Source organism: Pseudoalteromonas luteoviolacea, from assembly GCF_021654285.1.
GTDB classification, from domain to species: domain Bacteria; phylum Pseudomonadota; class Gammaproteobacteria; order Enterobacterales; family Alteromonadaceae; genus Pseudoalteromonas; species Pseudoalteromonas luteoviolacea_J.
In genome coordinates, this window is record NZ_JAKFZS010000042.1 from 17,365 (window position 1) to 37,837 (window position 20,473).

The 20,473-nt window shown below is 43.9% G+C and carries 20 protein-coding genes; 13 read left to right on the plus strand and 7 right to left on the minus strand.

Going from position 1 to position 20,473, the window contains the following annotated elements:
- The first annotated feature begins 339 nt into the window (after positions 1 to 339).
- The 7 genes from cysG (at position 340) to L1077_RS25020 (ending at position 8,455) form a co-directional block, all read left to right on the plus strand.
- Positions 340 to 1,761: a siroheme synthase CysG gene (gene cysG, locus L1077_RS24990; protein WP_237139522.1), complete on the plus strand. Its 1,422-nt coding sequence runs from the start codon at positions 340 to 342 to the stop codon at positions 1,759 to 1,761.
- Positions 1,762 to 1,796: 35 nt separating this feature from the next.
- On the plus strand, positions 1,797 to 2,696 hold the full coding sequence (gene cysD / locus L1077_RS24995) for a sulfate adenylyltransferase subunit CysD (RefSeq protein WP_039611464.1): 900 nt from the start codon (positions 1,797 to 1,799) through the stop codon (positions 2,694 to 2,696).
- Positions 2,697 to 4,112, plus strand: a complete 1,416-nt coding sequence (gene cysN / locus L1077_RS25000) for a sulfate adenylyltransferase subunit CysN (protein WP_237139506.1) — start codon at positions 2,697 to 2,699, stop codon at positions 4,110 to 4,112. It begins immediately after the preceding gene.
- A 64-nt stretch (positions 4,113 to 4,176) separates the two neighbouring features.
- Complete coding sequence (locus L1077_RS25005) at positions 4,177 to 5,871, plus strand: SLC13 family permease (protein ID WP_063361629.1); 1,695 nt, start codon at positions 4,177 to 4,179, stop codon at positions 5,869 to 5,871.
- Between the two features lie 11 nt (positions 5,872 to 5,882).
- On the plus strand, positions 5,883 to 6,479 hold the full coding sequence (gene cysC, locus L1077_RS25010; protein WP_063361557.1) for an adenylyl-sulfate kinase: 597 nt from the start codon (positions 5,883 to 5,885) through the stop codon (positions 6,477 to 6,479).
- A 12-nt stretch (positions 6,480 to 6,491) separates the two neighbouring features.
- On the plus strand, positions 6,492 to 7,262 hold the full coding sequence (cysQ, locus tag L1077_RS25015; protein ID WP_237139507.1) for a 3'(2'),5'-bisphosphate nucleotidase CysQ: 771 nt from the start codon (positions 6,492 to 6,494) through the stop codon (positions 7,260 to 7,262).
- Between the two features lie 173 nt (positions 7,263 to 7,435).
- A complete protein-coding gene (locus tag L1077_RS25020) occupies positions 7,436 to 8,455 on the plus strand; it encodes a phospholipase A (RefSeq protein WP_237139508.1) in 1,020 nt (339 codons plus the stop codon).
- 44 nt (positions 8,456 to 8,499) lie between these two features.
- Here L1077_RS25020 and L1077_RS25025 read toward each other — a convergent pair whose 3' ends face one another.
- Complete coding sequence (locus L1077_RS25025; RefSeq protein WP_237139509.1) at positions 8,500 to 9,393, minus strand: bifunctional GNAT family N-acetyltransferase/hotdog fold thioesterase; 894 nt, start codon at positions 9,391 to 9,393, stop codon at positions 8,500 to 8,502.
- Positions 9,394 to 9,556: 163 nt separating this feature from the next.
- On the opposite strand from L1077_RS25025, the gene L1077_RS25030 reads away from it, so the two are divergent.
- Entirely contained in the window at positions 9,557 to 10,252 is a 696-nt protein-coding gene (locus L1077_RS25030; RefSeq protein WP_237139510.1) for a spermidine synthase, read from the plus strand.
- Here the strand turns inward: L1077_RS25030 and dtd are convergent.
- The 3 genes from dtd to L1077_RS25045 are packed head-to-tail and all read right to left on the minus strand — an operon-like array spanning position 10,249 to position 12,520.
- Positions 10,249 to 10,686: a D-aminoacyl-tRNA deacylase gene (dtd, locus tag L1077_RS25035; protein ID WP_237139511.1), complete on the minus strand. Its 438-nt coding sequence runs from the start codon at positions 10,684 to 10,686 to the stop codon at positions 10,249 to 10,251. The genes L1077_RS25030 and dtd overlap by 4 nt on opposite strands.
- Position 10,687: 1 nt before the next feature.
- Positions 10,688 to 11,638 carry an alpha/beta fold hydrolase gene (locus L1077_RS25040; protein ID WP_237139512.1) on the minus strand — a complete coding sequence of 317 codons (951 nt, stop codon included), beginning with the start codon at positions 11,636 to 11,638 and terminating at the stop codon, positions 10,688 to 10,690.
- Between the two features lie 9 nt (positions 11,639 to 11,647).
- Positions 11,648 to 12,520 carry a virulence factor BrkB family protein gene (locus tag L1077_RS25045; protein WP_237139514.1) on the minus strand — a complete coding sequence of 291 codons (873 nt, stop codon included), beginning with the start codon at positions 12,518 to 12,520 and terminating at the stop codon, positions 11,648 to 11,650.
- Positions 12,521 to 12,607: 87 nt separating this feature from the next.
- Between L1077_RS25045 and L1077_RS25050 the strand changes: the two genes are divergently transcribed.
- Positions 12,608 to 13,270 (plus strand): DUF2959 domain-containing protein, encoded by a 663-nt coding sequence (locus L1077_RS25050; protein WP_237139515.1) that lies wholly within the window; start codon positions 12,608 to 12,610, stop codon positions 13,268 to 13,270.
- A gap of 25 nt (positions 13,271 to 13,295) precedes the next feature.
- Here the strand turns inward: L1077_RS25050 and L1077_RS25055 are convergent, their stop codons facing one another.
- On the minus strand, positions 13,296 to 14,117 hold the full coding sequence (locus L1077_RS25055; RefSeq protein WP_237139516.1) for an arylamine N-acetyltransferase family protein: 822 nt from the start codon (positions 14,115 to 14,117) through the stop codon (positions 13,296 to 13,298).
- An 87-nt stretch (positions 14,118 to 14,204) separates the two neighbouring features.
- The gene (locus L1077_RS25060; protein WP_237139517.1) at positions 14,205 to 16,928 is read right to left on the minus strand and encodes a putative bifunctional diguanylate cyclase/phosphodiesterase; all 2,724 of its coding nucleotides are present in this window, start codon (positions 16,926 to 16,928) and stop codon (positions 14,205 to 14,207) included.
- A gap of 51 nt (positions 16,929 to 16,979) precedes the next feature.
- On the opposite strand from L1077_RS25060, the gene L1077_RS25065 reads away from it, so the two are divergent.
- The gene (locus L1077_RS25065) at positions 16,980 to 17,963 is read left to right on the plus strand and encodes an extracellular solute-binding protein (RefSeq protein WP_237139518.1); all 984 of its coding nucleotides are present in this window, start codon (positions 16,980 to 16,982) and stop codon (positions 17,961 to 17,963) included.
- An 84-nt stretch (positions 17,964 to 18,047) separates the two neighbouring features.
- On the opposite strand, the gene L1077_RS25070 is transcribed toward L1077_RS25065, so the two are convergent.
- Positions 18,048 to 18,320 carry a hypothetical protein gene (locus L1077_RS25070; RefSeq protein ID WP_046354610.1) on the minus strand — a complete coding sequence of 91 codons (273 nt, stop codon included), beginning with the start codon at positions 18,318 to 18,320 and terminating at the stop codon, positions 18,048 to 18,050.
- Positions 18,321 to 18,483: 163 nt separating this feature from the next.
- On the opposite strand from L1077_RS25070, the gene L1077_RS25075 reads away from it, so the two are divergent.
- Genes L1077_RS25075 through L1077_RS25085 form a run of 3 tightly spaced genes read left to right on the plus strand, consistent with a single transcriptional unit; the run spans position 18,484 to position 20,455 of the window.
- Positions 18,484 to 18,873, plus strand: coding sequence for an RNA-binding S4 domain-containing protein (locus L1077_RS25075; protein WP_237139519.1), 390 nt, complete (start codon positions 18,484 to 18,486; stop codon positions 18,871 to 18,873).
- 17 nt (positions 18,874 to 18,890) lie between these two features.
- Complete coding sequence (locus tag L1077_RS25080) at positions 18,891 to 19,349, plus strand: PaaI family thioesterase (protein WP_237139520.1); 459 nt, start codon at positions 18,891 to 18,893, stop codon at positions 19,347 to 19,349.
- 5 nt (positions 19,350 to 19,354) lie between these two features.
- The gene (locus L1077_RS25085; RefSeq protein ID WP_237139521.1) at positions 19,355 to 20,455 is read left to right on the plus strand and encodes an NAD(P)/FAD-dependent oxidoreductase; all 1,101 of its coding nucleotides are present in this window, start codon (positions 19,355 to 19,357) and stop codon (positions 20,453 to 20,455) included.
- Positions 20,456 to 20,473 lie beyond the last annotated feature (18 nt).

Consider the following 20,473-nt stretch of genomic DNA (forward strand, 5'->3'; position numbering starts at 1 on the left):
TCTTATTCGTATGCTCCCAGTAAAATCAATTACACGCCGCCTCTACAGGACATTTGTCCGCAAAAGCATGCTTTGATCCTTGAAAATATAGTTTGGACGACTCTGCTCGTTCAATTATATCTCATAACCAATCGCTATAAGTTGCTAATATCGATACATTTTAGGCTCTAAGCCTTGAAATATAAGCCTTAAACCAAAATTAAAGGCTGCATATAACTTTTAGTTATATATTTTGGGTTAATATTATTTTTTCGTCTTTTAAGGGCGTTATATTCTGCTCTCCTACTAAGTCATTTGAGTTGGCTTAAATCAAGGTTATGCATTTAGGGGCGAATGTTTGTGCAATACTTACCGATATTTACTAAGTTAGACGATAAACCAGTATTGGTCGTCGGTGGCGGTGACGTCGCGTTACGAAAATGCCAAGCATTTTTAAAAGCACGCGCCAATGTAACTGTTGTCGCCCCTGACTTTTGTACTGAACTTGTCGAGCTGGCTGATCAGGGCCATCTAACACTCGTTAATGAATATTTTGATACACACCACATATTGGGCATGATGCTGATCATTGCCGCGACCGACAATGAAGTGGTTAATAAAGCGGTTTTTGATGCTGCCAATGCGCAGAACATTTTCGTTAATGTGGTAGACGACCAACCTAAATGTGGTTTTATCTTCCCGTCTATCGTTGATAGGGACCCTATCACCATCGCAATTTCAAGTGCCGGTACAGCACCTGTATTAGCGCGCAGGATCAGAGAAAAACTAGAAACCTTGATCCCACACCATACAGGTAAATTGGCAAAGCTCGCTGGGGATTTTAGAGATCAAGTTAAAGCGCGCTTCAATACTTTTTCAGACCGCCGTCAATTTTGGGAACGTGTGTTTGACTCAAGTGTCGTCAGTAAAGTCCAAGTGGGCGATGAGCAAGGTGCACAGCAACAACTTAACGACATGCTGACACAACCTAACGCGCCAGAAGGCGAGGTGTATGTGGTTGGTGCAGGTCCAGGCGACCCAGAGTTACTGACCATTAAAGCCCTGCAACTTATGCAGCAAGCTGATGTTGTCGTTTATGACTACCTAGTGTCTGATGAAATTATGGATCTAGTGAGACGCGATGCGGATTTAGTCTGTGTCGGTAAAAAAGCAGGCCATCATAGCGTAAAACAAGAAGATACTAACCAAATGCTGGTGAACTTCGCCAAGCAAGGTAAAAAGGTATGTCGTATCAAAGGCGGTGACCCATTCATTTATGGCCGCGGCGGCGAAGAAGTTCAAGTACTGGCTAAACACGGTGTTAAATATCAAATTGTCCCTGGTATCACCGCAGCGGCAGGTTGTAGTGCATATTCAGGTATTCCATTGACACACAGAGACCATGCACAAGCTATTCAGTTTGTCACTGGGCACTGTAAAAAAGATGGTCAAGAGTTGGATTGGCGTGGTCTTGCGCAATCAAACCAAACCTTGGCTGTTTACATGGGCGTGATTAAATCACCGCATATTCAGGCCAAGCTACTAGAACACGGTAGAGCACCTGAAACACCCATTGCCATTGTTGAAAATGGCACACGTCAGTCACAGCGTGTCGTTCGCGGCACACTCGGTGAATTGGCAGCAAAAATAGAGCAGCATAATATTCAATCACCCGCACTGTTGATCATTGGTGAGGTGGCTGCACTACACGAAGAATTAGCATGGTTTGGGCAAACGGAGCAAGTCAGTAGCTTTGCACAACCTATTACCCAAGTAGCTTAATAGAATTAATTTAATTAACAGTAGGACGACGAACAATGGCTTTAACCCACCTTCAGCAACTTGAAGCTGAAAGTATAAAGATTATTCGCGAAGTCGCTGCAGAGTTTGATAACCCAGTGATGCTTTACTCTATTGGTAAAGACTCTTCAGTGTTACTGCATTTGGCTCGTAAAGCATTTTACCCAGCGAAGATTCCATTCCCACTACTACACGTAGACACAGACTGGAAATTCCGTGAAATGATTGAGTTTCGCGACCGCTTGGCAAAAGAATATAACTTTGACCTGATTGTTCATAAGAACCCTGAAGGTATTGCCATGGGCGTCGGCCCGTTTACACACGGCTCAGCCAAGCACACTGACGTGATGAAAACCCAAGGCTTAAAACAAGCACTTGATAAGTATGGCTTTGACGCAGCATTTGGTGGTGCACGTCGTGACGAAGAGAAATCACGTGCGAAAGAGCGTGTCTACTCATTCCGTGATAAGCACCACCGCTGGGATCCTAAAAATCAGCGACCAGAACTTTGGAATACCTATAACAGCCAAGTAAACCCGGGCGAAAGTATCCGTGTTTTCCCGTTATCTAACTGGACTGAGCTTGATATTTGGCAATATATCTATCAAGAAAACATCGAAATTGTCCCGCTGTACTTATCAGATAAGCGCCCTGTGGTTGAGCGTAACGGTACATTGATCATGGTTGATGACGAGCGTATGCCACTAGAAGAAGGTGAAGTGCCAGAAATGAAGTCTGTGCGTTTCCGTACACTAGGCTGCTACCCACTGACAGGTGCAGTTGAATCTGAAGCCAATACATTAACCGGCATCATCGAAGAAATGCTGCTATCCACATCATCGGAGCGTGAAGGTCGTGTCATTGACCACGATTCTGCGGGCTCTATGGAGAAGAAAAAACGCGAGGGGTATTTCTAAATGTCTACAGCAAATGAAGTAAGAGAACTGGGCATTGAGGCCTATCTGTCTCGCCAACAAGACAAGAGCTTATTACGCATGATGACTTGTGGTAGCGTTGATGACGGTAAGTCGACACTTATCGGGCGCTTGCTACATGACAGCCACCAAATTTATGAAGATCAGCTTGCTGCACTTCACAAAGATAACGAAAAAGTCGGTAACGCCGGTGAAGAGCTAGATTTAGCACTACTTGTAGATGGTCTACAAGCTGAGCGTGAGCAAGGTATCACCATTGACGTTGCATACCGTTACTTCTCAACGGCAAAGCGTAAGTTCATCATTGCTGACACCCCTGGACATGAGCAGTACACCCGCAACATGGTTACCGGTGCTTCAACGAGTGACCTAGCGATTATCTTGGTTGATGCTCGTTACGGTGTGCAGGTACAAACTAAACGTCATAGCTTTATTTGTGACTCTTTAGGCATCAAGCAGTTTGTTGTCGCTATCAACAAAATGGACATCGTTGATTTTGACGAAGCGGTTTTTGAGAAGATCAAAGCAGATTACTTGCAGTTTGCTGAGCAACTGAATGTTTCAGATATCAAGTTTATCCCAATGTCAGCCCTTAAAGGCGACAACGTAGTAACACGCTCTGAAAAGACACCTTACTACACTGATAAGCCGCTACTTGAGCTACTGGAAGACTCTCCAGCAGCTGAAGCAAACCATGCTTTTGAAGCGCGCTTCCCAGTACAGTATGTGGTACGTCCAAACTTAGATTTTCGAGGCTTCCAAGGCACGCTAACATCAGGTTCATTAAGTGCAGGTCAGGCTGTTAAAGTCCTACCATCTGGTAAGTCTTCAACTATCAAAGAGCTTGTCACTTTTGAAGGTAACCTAGAGCAAGCGCAGACTGGTCAAGCATTTACAATTACATTGGCAGACGAAATTGACGTTAGTCGTGGTGACGTAATTGTCCCAGTCGATTCAACAGCCTCAGTGACTAACCTGATCCAAGCAAAACTCGTGTGGATGCATGAAGAGCCGCTTGTCTTGGGTAAAAACTACAACTTCAAGTTGGGTAGCAAAAATACCTCAGCCATCGTACGCAAGATTGATCACACCATTGATGTGAACACGCTTGAACAAGGCCAAGCTGAGCAACTGCAGTTGAATGAAATTGCCATTGTTACGCTTGAGCTAACCGAAAGCATTGTGGCAGATATCTACCGCAGCAACCACGAAACAGGCTCATTCATCCTGATTGACCGTATCAGCAATCTGACAATTGGTGCAGGTATGATTGAAGCTTTACTTGCTGAAGAGTCTGCAACAACCACTGAGTTCAGTGCTTTTGAGCTTGAATTCAACGCATTGGTACGTAAGCACTTCCCACACTGGCAAGCGCTTGATATCAGTAAGTTGAAGTAAGTGGATTTATGCCTGTTATTGGGAGAAAAACGTGCTAGTTGATCAGATCATCTTAACAGGCATTATGCTCGCTTTAGTCGTGTGCTTATTTGGCACACGACTCAATCCAGCTTGGTTATTCGTCAGCGCCATTGGCGTGAGTTATTTAACCGGATTAATCGAGTTGGAATCTATGTTGGTGAACTACGCCAACCCCTCTTTGATCACCCTTGTTTTACTGATCTTAGTCTCTATTGCCATTGAAAAAACTACATTGGTACAAAAGCTTGCCAGCACACTTGCCAGTGGCAGCTTATCCAAATCAGTGATGAAGCTTGGCCTCTCTACTGCGTTTTTATCGTCTTTTACGAACAACACTGCGGTTGTGGCTTCGCTTATCAGTACCATCAAAGAGAGCCAAACACATTCGCCCTCTAAATTACTTTTGCCATTGTCATATACCGCAATTTTAGGCGGTACATTAACCCTCATTGGCACATCAACAAATTTAATCGTCAATGGCTTTGCCGTTGACGCTGGCATGGCTCCGCTGGGCTTTTTTGATTTCACGTTAGTGGGCATTGGCGCACTTGTCGTGGGTCTAATGACCATATTATTACTGCTTAAATTTCTGCCTGATCACGGTACCGAAGACCAAGAAGTGGTGCCCTTTTATTTAGAAGGCAAAGTCGCAGCAGATTCAAAGCTGATTGGTCGTACTGTTGAAGAAAATGGACTGCGTGATTTAAAAGACTTATTCCTAGCAGAAATTATCCGCGGTGAGCGACGCATTTGCGCTGTCACCCCACAGCAAGAAATTTGCCAAGGAGACGTATTACTCTTTGTTGGCGACATAAAATCAGTGCCTTTATTACGTCGCTTTGACGGCCTTCAGGTGGTTCATGATAAACACGAAAAAGACGTAGAACACCTGGTCGAAGTCGTGGTGAGTCAGTCATCCAAATATATTGGTAAAACCATTAAAGAAATCCGTTTTCGCGAGCAGTTTCATGCCGCCGTTATTGCCATTCGCCGTGGCCATGACCGCTTACAAGGCGGCCTTGGTAAAGTGAAATTGCAAGCCGGTGATTCACTCATTCTGGCGCCTGGCAGTGACTTTTATAATCTGCCAGATCTCAAGCGAGAGTTTGTGTATATCTCAGGACTAGATTTACAAACACATTTAACTAAAAAGCAATCTGGCCATGTGTTAATTGGATTTGCAGCGGTCATTGGCTTGGGTATATTTGACATCGTGCCTTTAGTAAAAGGCCTGATGGTGCTGCTACTTGCACTGGTCGCCCTTGGCACCATCAAGGTGAACGAAATGAAACGCCGTTTTCCTATTGAGTTACTGGCGATTGTCGGCAGCGCAATTGGCCTTGCCAAATTAATGATAGAAACCGGCTTGGCTGCTCAGCTCTCTGATGCCCTCTTTTTATTGCTCGGAGACTTTGGGCCTTATGGTGCCTTTATCGCCATCTTTGTGATGACAGTGGTCTTTACGGAACTTATCACCAACAATGCAGCAGCTGCATTGTCTTTTCCAGTAGCTTATGCACTAGCCATTGGTTTTGGCGTAGACCCACTCCCCTTTATCATGGCTGTTGCATTTGGTGCGTCAGCCAGCTTTATTTCACCCTTTGGTTATCAAACAAACTTGATGGTGTATAGTGCCGGAAACTACCGCATAAAAGACTATGTTACGGTAGGCGTTCCGCTATCAATTATTTATTCTATTACCGTCCTGACCTTGATCCCATTGGTCTTTCCCTTTTAATGGATAGCTTCATGGATAAAAATATTGTTTGGCATAATTATGCCGTTGAAAAAACACATCGCAGTGAGCTCAAAGGCCATAAACCTGTGATCCTTTGGTTCACTGGCTTTTCTGGTTCAGGGAAAAGTACTGTGGCCAATGCCCTTGAAAGTGCTCTTCACCAAAGTGGTGTGCATACGTACTTACTCGACGGTGATAATGTAAGGCACGGTCTATGTAAAGATCTCGGCTTCAGTGATGCAGATCGTGTTGAGAATATTCGCCGAGTAGGTGAGCTTAGTAAGCTCATGGTTGATGCTGGCCTTATCGTACTGACCGCGTTTATTTCGCCGTTCCAAGCAGAGCGAGATATGGTAAGAAATCTCGTTGAAGACGGTGAATTCATCGAAGTCTTTTTAGACACCCCACTGGAAGTGTGTGAACAACGTGACCCGAAAGGCTTATACAAAAAAGCCCGTGCAGGTGAAATCAAGAACTTTACTGGTATCGATTCTGACTACCAGCCACCCGTTGCCCCTGAAATAAGATTGAACACAGGTGAGAATTCACTTGAGCAGTCCGTCCAGCAACTGATAGATTACTTAAAAGATAAGAATATCATCCAGTAGCAAGGATAACCTATGAATGATACCGACCTGCTCGAAGAACTCGTCGAGCTTTCTCGCCTCGCTGGCGAAGAGATTATGCAAATTTATGCCAAAGATTTTGCCATCGAGTTTAAAAATGATGACAGTCCAGTAACAGAAGCTGACTTGGCTGCGAATCGAGTCATCACCGCAGGCCTTTCGCGCTTAACGCCGGACATTCCCATTTTAAGCGAAGAAAGTGCCAATATCAGCTGGCAAGAGCGCCAAACTTGGCAACGCTATTGGTTAGTAGACCCAATCGATGGCACTAAAGAGTTTATAAAAAAGAATGGCGAGTTTACTGTAAACATTGCTCTGATTGAGAAGGGCAAGCCAACCATGGGGGTGGTCTTTGCCCCAGCACTGAACATTTGCTACTTAGCTGCACAAAGCATTGGCGCATTTAGAGAATGCGGTGAAGCCCGCATTGAGCTCAAAGTAACTAAGAAGCCAAATCAAGGTACCATCAAAGTGGTTGGCTCTCGCTCACACCCATCAACTGAATTAGCAGACTATCTTGCACAGTTTGATGATGTGGAAATGGTGCCAAAAGGCAGTTCTCTTAAGCTGTGTTTAGTGGCTGAAGGCGAAGCAGATATTTATCCTCGACTTGGCCCAACCAGCGAGTGGGACACAGGTGCAGGCCACGCGGTGGCAAGTATAGCCGGTGCAACTGTTAGCCAAATCGATGGCTCGCCACTGACGTATAATCAAAAAGAGTCTTACCTTAATCCATACTTTGTCGTTTCAAGACTCGACGCCTAATCTCATTTGAGTGCTCTATATGAGCACTCCGCTTCTGTTTACCACCTTTGTGTTGAATATGCTGGGCTTTTTCACCACTTACTTATACTATAGCGGCCAATGAATCTTGGTTATTGTGCACGGAATAACCTATCTGTTTTGTTTGGAAACTCTCTTTCTTGTTGGAATTAAATATGGACTTTACTAAGCTCTCAGCTACCCTGCTTGTGGCTCTCTGTGCCCAAAGCACACAGGCTGCAAGTGCCTCAGAAGATGAGGTCGCGGCCCTCAATCAGTGTATTTTAAATCAGACTATTTCTGGAGATGATACCCGTACTATTAAAGAGGTACGCGAATATTGTGAGCAACAAGTGAGTGCACTGAGCCAACTTGATAAACGCATGGCTAGAGAGCGAGTCACTGAAAAAAACCGCAATGTGCTGACTCCGCACCATAGAAATTATATTCTGCCGGTCTCATACATCAAAAATCCCAATAATCGCCCATTTGATGGCTTTGCTGATATGGCCAATAAAGAAGGCGAACCACTTGATAACGTTGAAGCAAAATACCAAATTTCCTTAAAGCTGCCTATTTATCATAACTTTAAAGATAAAGATCAGGCCATTTATATGGGTGTCACGCTGCAGTCATATTGGCAGGTCTACAACAAAGACATTTCATCTCCCTTTAGAGAAACCAACTATGAGCCTGAAATATTCTGGGTGAACTTCCTAGATGATGAGAATGTCTTATGGGGCGATGAAATGGCTTTTGTACTGGGTATTTCACACCAGTCAAATGGCAGAAGCCAGCCCAACTCACGATCATGGAACCGTATCTATGCTAATTTCATTTGGGAATATGATGGCTTCGTTTTTAGCTTCAAACCTTGGTACAGGTTACCTGAAGATGAAAAGCCAGCAGATAACTTAGCAAAAGGCGATGATAACCCAGATATCCACAAGTATATGGGCTATTTTGAACTTAGTGGTGCCTATCGCTTTGACAATGATCATGAAGTGGGCATGATGCTGCGTAACAATGCTGGCGGTGATAACCGTGGTGCCGTTCAACTAGATTGGTCATTCCCTATTTCAGGGCGCGTTCGTGGCTATGCACAATACTTCAATGGATATGGAGAAAGTCTCATCGATTACAATGCGCATATTCAGCGACTGGGCCTAGGTATCGCCATCACAGATTTACTCTAAACCCTTATCAATCCGGTCAAGATGCACTTGACCGGACATGTTTTCTAGCGTTTTACAAAGAACACGCCGCAAAACTTCGCCACTAAGACATCACCATCGTATACGTTGACTGGCACCGTATACTTGGCCTTGCCTTCAGTCTCAAGCTCTGACAATTCGCCACTACACTCGGACAAAGTCACCGTAGCACCTGGCGCTGTCGTTAGCGGTTTAAGATATTTAATTTCAGCATCTGCAAGAACAATATCGCCTTCGAGATTAAGCTCTTTTAACGCCAGATATGTTGCGCCCCACCCCGTCAGAGTCGCCATGCTATAAACGGAGCCTGCAAACATAGAGTTGTGCAAATTCAAGTTGGCTTTCAAGTCCGCTTTTGTCGAGAACTGCCAATCAGTGTAACTTTCAACTTTAATGCCCATAGCATCACTGATAGGAATAGACTCACGCCACGTATCTTGTAACACTTGCGTCCAATCTGGATGTCTGAACCAACCTGGCTCTGATGGCTTTTGCTTGACCATTTTCCAATGCTGTACATCATCATAAGCAAGGTGTGCTTTTTCAACCACTTTATAGCCATGACGCTCATAAAATGCCAAAGCGCGCTCTCTGGCAAACAACACCAGCTCCTGCGCATCTTGCGTCCAAGCAATCTTTTCCAGCTCATGTAGCAATCGGCTACCCAGGTGTTGACCTCGGTGCCCTTCGCCCACAGCCATGTAACGTACTTGTGCTTGAAGGTGATTATTAAAATGTAAACGTGCAACTGCCAGCACTTCGCCTTCATTGTTTTTGATGTACCTGTGCTCAGCATCTTGCTCTAAATCGTCTTGCTCTGAACCTCTTGGTTGATCCCAAGGCGCTCTGAGTACCTGCCAACGCAATTGATAATAATCTTGCCAATCTTGGCTACTTTGCGGCGAAATGACTGGAAACATATTTACTCCTTTTAATGCACACCCATGCGCGTGCCATTTTTGTGTTCTACCTTACAAGAAAAATCCTGAACAGGAAATGTTCAACACAAAATCATCGACTAATTGTGTAAAATCATCTAAACACAGTGGAATTACCTCAATCCTTGTCTATGCTGATGGAACTATGCAAGATTTTTTAACTGAATCAGGAACCGTCAGCAACGATTTTGTCGCCCAAAGCCACGAGCTTGGCCATTTGTTATATTGGCATAAGCACGGAAAAACGAGCATACAAGTTCGACAAGAAAAAACGCTTCGTTGGCTATTGATAAACAATACTTTACAGTCAATCGTTGAACTGAATCACCCGGAGCACTTGCTTTTCCCTCATTTGCAAGTGTTGGATGACCTATGGCAAAAATACCCAACACCAGATCGGGTGCTTGAATTGGGGCTAGGGGCCGGTGCCATCCGTGACTATCTACATAGTGTGCACGAAGATTGTCAGGTAATTTCTGTCGAGAACAATCCCGACATTATACACTGCTATAAGCGCTACTTTGGCGGAGATCACATCAGTGAAGTCAATTGCAGTGACGCCTACAAAGTCTTAGAGCTTGAGCATAGTCGTCCTTTTAACTGGATTATTTTAGATCTCTTCAGTGAATTGGATGCGCCACGATTTTTATACCAGCATAAATTTTACACCCTACTACGCAATAAGCTGTCGGAGCAGGGCGTACTATTTATCAACTTTATTGCAGAACACGAATCGCAGTTAAAGCAACTAGAGCACTTGCTCATTATCAACTTCGGAAAAAAGCCACATATACATCAAGTACCCGGCTATGCAAATCATATTATCGTGGTTGAGCGCTAGACAGATAGATTAAATGTCACCGGCCCATCGTTACACAAACTCACCTGCATATCCGCAGCAAATTGCCCTGTTGCCACTGTAATACCAAGCGCTTTAGCCTGTTCAACAAAATATTCATAAAGTCGCTTTGCTTGCTCTGGCGTGCCAGCTGAAGAAAAGCTGGGTCGCATGCCTTTTTTCGTATCAGCGGCCAATGTAAATTGTGAAACCACCAGTAATTCACCACCAATGTCTTTAAGACTCAAATTCATCTTGCCTGCATCATCGGTGAAAATTCGGTAGTTACTGACTTTATGCAGTAATTTATCCGCACTTTGCTCCTCATCGATTTTTTCTACACCGAGCAAAAGTAAAATGCCCTGCTGAATTTCTCCAACAACTTTTCCATCAACTTCAACTTTCGCAAACTTGACCCTTTGAATTAATCCTTGCACTTTAACCTCTGTTTTTATCTATTTTGCACAGCAGTAAGTCTGCCGCACGGCGAATAGCCTCCGAATATACTTGATTTGACGTGCAGTGCCCAACGCCTTCTAAAATAAGTAGCCGAGCATTCAATGATGCAGCAAATTTTTGTGCCATGGCAAAACGACACACTAAATCATGGCGGCTGTGGATCATCCAAATAGGCAGAGGTTTTAGATTATGAGCATGCTTAAATAACGCTTCATCTTCTAAAAAACATTGATTAGACATGTAATGCACCATTAATCTAGCCTGGGCGACAATATGCACTGGTGAGGCAAGTTGATATCGCTGCAATTGTGTTTCCACGCTTAATTGCATATCCCAATCATGCCAAAGCTGCGCCGCTTTGTGCTGTGATAATTCATCGTCACCAAATAGTTGCTGTTGATAATGAGATAACACCTGCTGATGTGAGGCGAGTCCCTGTGAAAACTGCGTAAAGCGCTCCGGATAAAACTGAGCTCCCGCACCTGTGCCACCATATAACCAAGCGATATCTGATGCAGTCGAGAAAAAACTCGCCCATGTGATCACCCCGGATACGCGATGAACATGTTGCATTGCAAACCACAAGGCTAACGTCGCGCCCCACGACCCACCTGCGAAAACACAACGTGGAATGTCGAGATAATCCAATAGCGTCACAATATCATCAACAAGTAATGCGGTGTGGTTGTGCTCAAGTGATTGAGGGGAAGAGTTGCCACATCCCCTTTGACTATACAAAATAATTCGGTAGCGCTTTGGATTAAAATAGCTTTGAGCTGCCCTATGCAGCCCTGCTCCGGGGCCGCCATGCAAAACCAACAGCGGAACGCCTGCGGCGTTACCATACTCCTCAACGTGCATTTGGTGGCCGTGAGAAAGCGGTAAATGAAAACTGCGCAGCGGCTCTGTTGGCTGATACAGTAGGGTCATGGATTTACCTCATGATTGAGGTGTGTCGCTCTCCCGTTCATGATGTTCGGCTAAACAAGCTGTAAACTCAGCGCCTAATAACACCACCATCCATGATAAATACACCCAAACAAATAAAATAGGAATAGTTGCCAGCGCACCATATATGACCTCATATGACGGAAAGTGGCTGATATACATTGCAAACCCTCTTTTCGTCAGCTCAAATAAAAAGGCAGCAAATAATGCGCCCGGTATCGCGGCTTTAAACGACACACGTGTATTTGGAACTAAAGTATAGAGCATAATGAAGCCTGCCATTGAAATTACATAAGGCAGTAATTTTAATAACAAACCACTAAAGCCAGGGATCCCTTGATCGGCGAACGATACCAAAGACACAATGTAAGAGGTAACACCGATACTGGCCCCCAGTAGCACAGGCCCAAGCGTTAATACCATCCAATAAATCGCAAATGAAATCATCAGCGGACGTTTAGTCTCAACGCGCCAGATGCGATTTAAGGCACTGTCCACATTGCGGATCAGTAGCAATGCCACCGCAGCCAAAAAGCTAATTCCCACTGCGGTCATTTGGTTTGCATTCCCGGCAAACGCACTGATGTGTGCCTTTATAGTGTCAGTAGAAGTCGGGACAAAATTAGTAAAAATAAAGTTTTCGATAGCCAGACGGGTATTCTCAAATCCAGGGAATGCTGTGAAAATCGCAACCCCCACCGCGATAAGCGGCACTAAAGAAAGCAAGGTGACATATGCCAAATAACCGGCATTAATAGTGAGCTGATCTTCTTTGCAGCGCTGGAAAAAACGCCCCCACCAACTCGGCTGCGCATCTAAAGCAGCGCGCGCTTGCGCTTTTATTTGTGGCCAATGTTGTTTCATAATTATTTATACATTGATGATTGCTTTGCACATCTTACCAATCCACTTCATAATTTAAAGTAGCCCTATTAAGTAAAAGGATAAAGTATGCCCCTAAAATACCTAAAAATTTACACTTTGATTGCCGCTTGCGCCTTGTTGAGTGGCTGTAAAAGTGCGCAAAATGCTTATTATTCTGCATGGGAGCAGGTTGGTGTACATAAACGTGATATTCTTGTTGATCGCGTTGAAGACACTCAGCAATCTCAACAAACCTCTCAACAAGAGTTTCAAAACGCACTTGAGCGCTTATCCGTTCTCATTGATTTTGATGGTGGAGAGTTACAAAGTGTCTACGAGCAATTGAATAGTGACTTTGAAGCGAGTGAAAAAGCGGCGCAATCTGTCACTGATAATATTGATAAAGTAGAGTCTGTTGCCGATGCCTTATTCGAAGAATGGGAAACTGAACTTGAACAGTTCAGCAATCCAAAGTTAAAACGCAGCAGTGAGCAAAAACTGCGACAAACTCAAAGACAATATGACAAGCTGCTACGCTCAATGCGCAAAAGCGAGTCAAAAATGCAGCCCGTCCTCGACTCCATGAAAGACAATGTCTTATATCTAAAACACAACCTCAATGCACAAGCCATTGCGGCAATCAGAGGGGAATTTACCAATTTAAAGCGTGATATTCAGGGTCTAATAACAGATATGAACCGCTCAATTGCAGACTCCACCGCCTTTATCGAGCAAATGAACAAAACCTAAATACTTAGACGCACTAAGCAGCTGCTTAGTGCGTCTCTGACATATTTAAAGCCGCCTTATCATACACCCAGTTGATTTCATGCTCAGAGATAATCAATAAAAACACATCTTTGATAATCGCCTTTAACTGCGCAACATCCTTAATCAAGGTCTCATGGACCTCTGCGGTTTCCTCATTGCGATACACGTATAACAAGTTATTTAGCGTATGGTACTCTGTTTGTACCATCCGTGATAAGACTAAGTGATTTACAAACAGTGAGTCTGGATGCTGATGGCAATGAAAGTGTGCCACATCGCAATCACTTTCAAAGGTCTCAGAGAATTCAACATCATACAAGGGTATCGACTTAGGTGATGTGAGCGTCAGTACCGCGCGCTGTGCACTGCGCTCAATGTGGTAAGCAGAATATTCATCGCATACATCGGTGGTATTATCAATGGGTATTAAAATACGTGGCGTTTTACTACCAAAACCCACATCGACTAAATATTCACTCTGGTTGTATTTAAGCAACGTCACGCGATGTGAGCGAGGATTGTCCCATTTACCATTCAGTAAGACTCTAGCAAGCAAAGGAGAAACATTAAAACCCAGCGATTGCAATGCTAGCATCAGGATTTTATTGTGCTCGAAACAGTAACCGCCCTGCTCTTTTTCGACCACACGAGCAAATACAACATCAAACTCCAAGCTTAATAATTTATCTTGCATCGCATTAATACTGCTAAAACTAAACCGCGCGAGGTGGGCTTTTATAAGCTGTTCAACAAAGGCTAAATTACAACTCTTGGGTGTTTCTAACCCTAACTTAGATAAATACAGTGCCAATTGCGACGGTGTCATAACACCTCCTTTAATCTTGCTTAATTTTATATCGCGCTATCATTCGCGCAGTAAGATAAAACCTAAAGCATGGTTGAGGTCAACCTGTTAACTGGCAAACTCGGCAACTTTTTTGTTCTGCTCAAGATACAGTAAATGCAAAGCTTCTTCTTCTAATAAAGGCTTACTCATCAAGTAGCCTTGCATTTGCTGACAATAAAGAGAGGACAATACCGACAACTGCGCAGGTTGCTCTATCCCTTCTGCTGTCACTGTGAGGTTGAAGCTGTTGGCAATGGCACAAATAGCCTCAATCAACTGACGTGGATTACCCACATTTTCAATTCCGTTAACGAATGCGCGATCTATTTTCAAGCCATCTACAGGCAAAACATTTAAGCGAGATAAGCTACTATAACCTGTACCAAAATCATCAATATAAATACCAAAACCCATCTCATGCAATTTTTGCAGTGGCGCAATCAAGCTGTTTTCCTGCGCCATCATAGCCGATTCAGTGAGTTCAATTTTAAATTGCGTAGGGTCTAACTCTGTCTGTTTAAATTGTTGCAATAACCAAGTCATAAACCCTTTATGTTGCAATTGCAAAGGCGAAACATTCACACTCATAAAAATACGTTTGTTGGGAAAGCGCTTTACACACTGCATGGCTCGAGAAAAAACCCAATGTCCTAATTTAACAATTTGCGCGCACTCTTCAGCAATTGGAATAAACTCAGCAGGACTGACAATACCAAGCTTAGGACTATGCCAACGCAGGAGTGCTTCAAACCCTATAATGGATTTTCCGAGCTGGCAATAAATAGGCTGGAATCGCAGTGATAACTCAGTGTCCATGTTCAGCGTTTGTAATTCGCGCTCAATCAACAAACGACGAGCAGCTTCATCAGCAATGGTCGAGGTAAAGATATGAAAGTCATTTTTACCGCGCTTTTTCGCTTCATACATCGCCACATCAGCATCATGCAGTAATTTCTCTGCTTCATAATTGTGGCAAGGTGCCGTAAAACGACGCACACCAACGCTGCCACTGACCGAATGCTTGCTCCCCTGATAACTAAATGGCTCTCGCACGGCAACTAAAATATCTTCAAGCAACAGCTCTAAAGGTGCCTGCAATGCATTAGCATCAAGCAATACAGCAAATTCATCGCCGCCTAAACGTGCAATATCCGCATAACTGCCAACTAATTCTCGCATCCGCGCGGCAAATTCAACCAGCAACTTATCACCAGCAAGATGACCTAATGTGTCGTTGATCAGTTTAAAGCGGTCTAGGTCGATATAAAGCAAAACAAACTGACCCGAGTTGCGGGTTCGGCAGGCTTCAACCAACTGTAAAAAAGTCTGCCGATTGAGTAAATCCGTTAAGCTATCATGCTGAGCCTTATATTTGAGCTGCTCATTAAATAGCTTGATCTGCGTAATATCTGTCACGCGGCCTTCATAGATGGTGTCATGACTATGACAGATCCATGAGCCAGTCTGTCGCAACCAAACACCACTGGAATGGTTTGAACCCGCTAACCACTCCAATTCATCGTGCTGCTCAAACTTTGAGACCATCTTGCGCCACGTCGCTGCAAAGTCACTATCAAGCATTAAATCACTGAGTTTAAGACCATTAAATGATGACGCTTGACCGATTAGCAACGCTTTAAATGCGGGGTTTGCATCTACTAGCACGCCATGTTTATCCAATACAAATAAGCCTTCACTGCTGTTAACAAATAAACTTTTATATTTGCGCTCAGCAACAATTTGCTGTTGCAGTGCAGATAGTCTTTTGTCAGAGGCATGTTTTAATTGATCGTTCGCCTGTGCCAAGCTCGCCGTGCGCTCTTCTACAAGCGTATTCACCGTTTGATGCTGTCTTGATAAATAACGTACTTGAAACAACACCATCAACCCCAGCGCAGCCGCAATTAATACTACCATGGCGATGATCAGCGAATAATTATTGAAAAATGAAGGCTCCAGCTGTTCTTGCGTATAGAGGTGAATTTCAATTTGATGGCCAAAAAAGTCCATATTTTCAATGATACCCGGTTGCTTATCGAATAATTGATGATGGCTTTGCCAATCTGATGTAAATAGAAGTTGATCCCCTGAAATTACCCTCACTTGATGGCCATTGTCTTGGTAAACTTGACTGAATAAGCCTTCTAATAAGTGTTGGAGCTCAAATCCTATGCCTAATGCTTTAGCAACACTAGCGCTGTTGAATTGCTCAATAACAACGCTCCAACGATCAGACATCGGCCAATTCACTGCTTGTAGCTCACTGTTTTTTAAACGCTCAGATAACGCATCCGATATCGCTACAGCACTTCCTAGCAAATGACCAAATTCAGACACTGGCGCGGTCTTAACCATGGTTAAATAGCGAATACTTTGCGTGTATGGCAAGTGTACTGTAAAGTCGAAAAAGCCTAATTCACGATATTGTTGCTCCAACTGAGCAACCTGGTCCCGCTCGATAATGGCGTAGGATTCCAAACTTAATTCAAGTTCTAAACCCGCCAGCTGAGATTGAGCTAAATGGTAAAACTGTTCCGGTGTGATCTCTGGCGTTGCCCTTAGATAAGCTTCTATCGAATATAACAAATGAGCAAAGCGTTGTAGTTGCTCACTCATTCTGGATTGATATTGCGCCACTTGCTGCTCAAGCTGATGATGACTGCGCTGAGTATAATGATCGTGAAAAACCACGGCCATATAGCAGATCACGAACAGGTATATGCTGTAAATCCAACCGCCAAACTTAATTGGTGATTGAAAGAATTTTTCCCACTTTTTTACTCTAGACATCCGCTCATAACACTGTACCATTGCACCACTTGATAATAATTCTTATTTGCGATGATTAAAAGTAAACTTTGTTGTTTTTACCCGTTTTTGCTACTAAGTACCCAAGTTTTAGCCGATGATGACGAGCTTAACGTCTATTCGTTCCGCAAGTACGAACTTATCAAGCCAATGCTACAAGCGTTTGAACAACACAGTGGGGTCAAAGTAAACTTGGTCAATGGCAAGTCTCACTTTTTACTGTCGCGTTTAAAAGCCGACGGTGCACAGTCTCGAGCGGATGTGATTCTCAGCTCAGATTTGGTGCAACTCAGTGCCCATCGCGCACTATTGCAGCCAATGACAGAGTTAAAAGGTTGGTCTGTTCTGCCTGATGTGTTTAAAGATCCAGATCAACACTGGGTGAGCCTATCCATGCGAACCCGTGCACTTTTCACCCGAAAAAATGACACATCCAGTTCATTTATTCCGACCTATTTTGCGCAATTCAGTGAGCCGCAAATGCAGGGCAAGTTTTGTGTTAGAGATTGGCGTCATAGCTATAACAAAACCTTGTTTGCCAGCTTGCTATCAGGCAATCGTGAACAAGATACTCAATGGATAAAAAACGCCAACAAACTACTAGCAAAACGCCCTTCAGGTGGCGATAGAGATCAGCTACGTGGACTTGCTAAAGGACAATGCCAATATGCACTAGCAAACCATTACTACTGGCATATGATGAAGCAGTCGAATAATAAGCAGGAAGTAAAAATTGCCTCGCAACTTGCAATGCACTTTTTGCAAATGGCAAATGGAACAACGCCCGTATCTACCACCACAGCAGCCATCGCGAAACATGCCCCAAACAAAAAGAATGCATTGGCATTTATCGACTTTTTATTGCTCCCACAAACGCAAAAAATGTATGCGCAGCTGTTGAATGAATTTCCTGTCGTCGCCATCGAGGGCTATCAACTGCCCTTCAAACCGGCATTAGAAAACATTAACTTTAGTTTAGAGTACACACAAAAAGCCAATAAGATACCAACGCTATAATGCAGGTATTGTGTAAAATTCGATATAAAAAAGTGCACCTGTTGATCAGCTATGGTGCACTACTTTAGACAGTCTCGAATTTGTTCAGCTTGCCTGTGCAAGCCATTTTTGTACCGCCGTTTTTGGGTAAAGCACATCTTTAAATAATCTATGGCGTTCAAATTTCAATGCCTTTTCAGTGCTCGGCAAACCCGCTTGGACTTGGCTGTGATGCGTATTGAAACGTGAGATCAGAGAGAACTTATCACGCGCAATCTTAAGGTGAACATTAAGGTAAGCACGCACGTCATCAGCGGTCATTAAACCCAGTGCGTCCAAATTCATCAGCTCTTTTTTTAGTTTAGAGCGAATACCCATGGTTGATCTCCCTGTGTTGTCAAAATGGAATCAATCAAAGTTGCAAGCAAAATACACACCAAATGCTGCAATTACATTAAAGACCACAACAATCACGAAAAAGTTTCGTCATTCATCTTAACTGCGCGGTATACTGTCGCAAAGTCGCATTATGAGTTGTGATATGAATCAAGAATACGTTGAAATTGAACTTGAAGAAGAACCCATCGAGCTTTGCAATTTACTCAAAGTACTCGATTTCGCAGAAACTGGCGGACAGGCAAAACAGCTGATCACCCTCGGCTACATTGCCGTGAATGATGAGCTATGCACGCAAAAACGCAGAAAAATTTACTCTGGTGACACACTGCACTTTGACGGTGAGGTCTTTATGCTGACGCTCGCCGAAGATGCAACACCGAACCCACGTCCTTCCGAGCCAGTTTCACCGCCCAAAGCACCGAAAACCGCCACAAAAAGCACTGCTAATAAAAGTAAAAGCGGTAATAAAAAGCGTAAAAAACAAGGGCAGGTCGACAGTAAGACAGGCCGTAAACCTATTTCTTTTGGATAACAAGGAGTTCTCAATCAATGAGCATTTGGTTTAAACCCATTACCAAGGAACTTTGCCAATCTCTAGATAAAGGCTTACACGGTAAAGGCTCATTAATGGCCACCCTTGGCATCGAAATCGATGAAATTGGCGATGACTATTTAGTGGCCACCATGCCTGCAACCGTCCATCACCACAACCCAATCGGTATGGTGCATGGCGGTGCCAATGTTGCTTTAGCAGAGACTGTCGCCAGCTATGCGGCAAACTTTGTCGTCGATTTTGAGCGCTTTTACTGTGTTGGCCAAGAGATCAATGCCAATCATTTAAAAGCCTCTCGAAACGGTACATTGCGCGCCACAGCAAAGCCACTACATTTGGGTAAACGCACATCGGTATGGGAAGTGAAAATCACCAATGCCAAAAGCGAGTTATGCTGTGTGTCACGTATGACTGCAGCGGTAATTGAGCGCCCAGATAAGCAACGAAGTATCTAAACATCATGGACCATATTGATACATTGATCATTGGTGCCGGTGTCGTCGGTCTATCCATTGCAGCCAAGCTTAGCCAGCATCGAGAAGTCTTCGTGATTGAGCAAGCCAAACATTTTGGAGAGCACACCAGCAGTCGCAACAGTGAAGTTATTCACGCTGGCATTTATTACCCCACCGACAGTGTAAAAGCACGCCATTGTGTTGCAGGTAAAGCGCTACTTTATCAACACTGTAAAGACTATGGCGTGCCGGTCAAAATGCTCGGTAAGGTCATCACAGCGCAAAACGATGCTGAAATACAGACACTAGAAAAGCTCAGATTGCAAGCCGAGCAAAATGGCGTAGACAATCTATATTGGCTAAGCCAAGCGGAGCTGCAAAAAAAAGCGCCACAGATAAAAGTCAAAGAGGGGCTCTTTTCCCCCTCAACCGGCATTATTGACAGTCATCAGTTGATGCTCTCCTTGATAGGTCAACTGGAGCAAAACCAAGGGCACTTTGTCGCAAATACACAATTTATCAGTGCAACACCAGTAAAACAGGGATTTTTGGTAACACTCGATTGTGAGGGGCAAATCTTCTCGCTCAGCTGCTCCCACTTGATAAACGCAGGCGGCCTATTTGCACAGTACAATGCGGCAAAAATTGAAGGGCTAAGCAGTGCAAAGATACCGCCCATTCATTATTGTCGCGGACAATATTTTAGCTACCAAGGGGCACATCCATTTAAGCACCTGATTTATCCTGTACCAGAACAGCATGGACTCGGTATACACGCCACCATTGACCTTGCCGGTCAATTGCGCTTCGGACCAGATACTCAGTTTATCGACGCCATTGATTACGCAACAGATAACAGCGCTTTAGATAAATTTTATCAAGCCATACAACGCTACTGGCCACAGGTTGAGAAGAGTAAATTGCAAATTGATTACGCGGGAATAAGACCTAAGTTACAAACAACCGGGCCACAAGATTTCATCATTGAAGATAGGCGTATTCACGGCATTTCTGGCCTTATTAATTTATTTGGTATTGAGTCGCCGGGATTGACTGCCAGTCTCTCCCTGGCTCAGTCTGTCACAGAGCAGCTTATTGCTGAATAAAAAAGGCGACATCTATGT